Raw genomic sequence first — 1,425 nt, forward strand, 5'->3', positions numbered from 1 at the left:
GTGTCTGGATTCAGGAGATCGTTGACAGGATCTTCCTGGGATTTTCTCCGAGATGGTTGACCGGTGAGTCGGGTCACCGTTGACAGGCGTTCGTCGTGATCGTTGACCGGTGAGTCGGGTCATCGACGACAGGGACTCGACACGACGATGTTCCATGAGTAGCAAAGCCAAGAACCTCGTCATCGTCCGTTCCGTCATCGATCAGGGCCTCTCCCACGCCGAGGCGGCTGCCCGCTTCTCTGTCTCCCGACAATGGGTCCACGCACTGGTCACCCGCTACCAGCTCGAGGGCCCCGCCGGCCTCGAACCTCACTCCCGGGCCCCACGCAACCACCCGGGCATCACCCCCGCCGCACTACGCGAAGAGATCATCCGCCTGCGCCGGGAACTGACCGCCGACGGAGCTGACGCCGGCCCCATCACCATCGCCTGGCACCTCGAACAAACCGGCCACCACACCCCCTCCACCTCCACGATCCGCCGCATCCTCCACGCCGAACATCTCATCGAGCCCACCCCCGCGAAACGTCCCCGCAGCTCCTACCGCAGGTTTCAGGCCGACCTGCCCAACGAATGCTGGCAATCCGACATCACCCACGCCCACCTCGCCTCCGGACGACAGGCCGAGGTCCTCGACTTCCTCGACGACCACTCCCGCTACCTGCTGCACCTCCAAGCAGCCCCCGCCTTCACCGGAGCCATGGTCGTCGACGCGATGAACACCCTGATCAGCACCTATGACGCACCAGCCTCCACCCTCACCGACAACGGACTGGTGTTCACCGCGCGCCTGGCCAGATATAAAGGCGCCCGCAACGGCTTCGAGAAACTCCTCCAGGCCCACCGGATCCACCAGAAGAACGGCCGACCCGGACATCCCCAGACCCAGGGCAAGGTCGAACGCTTCCACCAAACCCTCCACCGCTGGCTGGACGCCCGCCCCCGCCCCGAGACCATCGACGAGCTCCAGAGCCTGCTCGACGCGTTCCGAACCTGGTACAACACGGCCCGACCCCACCGCGCCACCGGACGACGCACTCCCGAGCAGGCCTACACCGCCCTACCCAAAGCCACCCCGAGCACCAACACCGAGCCCGAATGGCGCACCAGAGTCGACAAAGTCGACAGGAACGGCAAGGTCACAGTCCGCTACGCCGGCCGGATCCGCCACCTCGGCATCGGCCGCGCCCACATCGGCGAGAGCGTCCTGATGCTGATCCACGACAACGAGGTCACCACCTCGAACGCCGCCACCGGAGAAGTCCTCACCGAGCACCTCATCGACCCGACCAAAAACTATCAGCGACCTCTGCAGCGAACCCCCGGCCAACACTCCCCAGGCAGCCCCCCCGCCCCGAACAGCGAACCCCCACAAAAAAACCTGAGCCGCGTCACCGTTCGTAAACGATGACGCGACTCAGGACA

At 65.3% G+C, this 1,425-nt stretch carries 1 protein-coding gene; it reads left to right on the forward strand.

What is annotated here, in order from left to right:
• Nucleotides 1–154: 154 nt before the first annotated feature.
• On the forward strand, nucleotides 155–1,411 hold the full coding sequence (locus INT51_RS21920; RefSeq protein WP_193107505.1) for an IS481 family transposase: 1,257 nt from the start codon (nucleotides 155–157) through the stop codon (nucleotides 1,409–1,411).
• Nucleotides 1,412–1,425 lie beyond the last annotated feature (14 nt).

The organism is Brachybacterium sp. FME24, assembly GCF_014897705.1.
Lineage (GTDB): Bacteria > Actinomycetota > Actinomycetes > Actinomycetales > Dermabacteraceae > Brachybacterium.

Coding starts and splice junctions, on each gene's coding strand:
- INT51_RS21920 (WP_193107505.1), top strand. CDS start 155: ATGAGTAGCAAAGCCAAGAACCTCGTCATCGTCCGTTCCGTCATCGAT.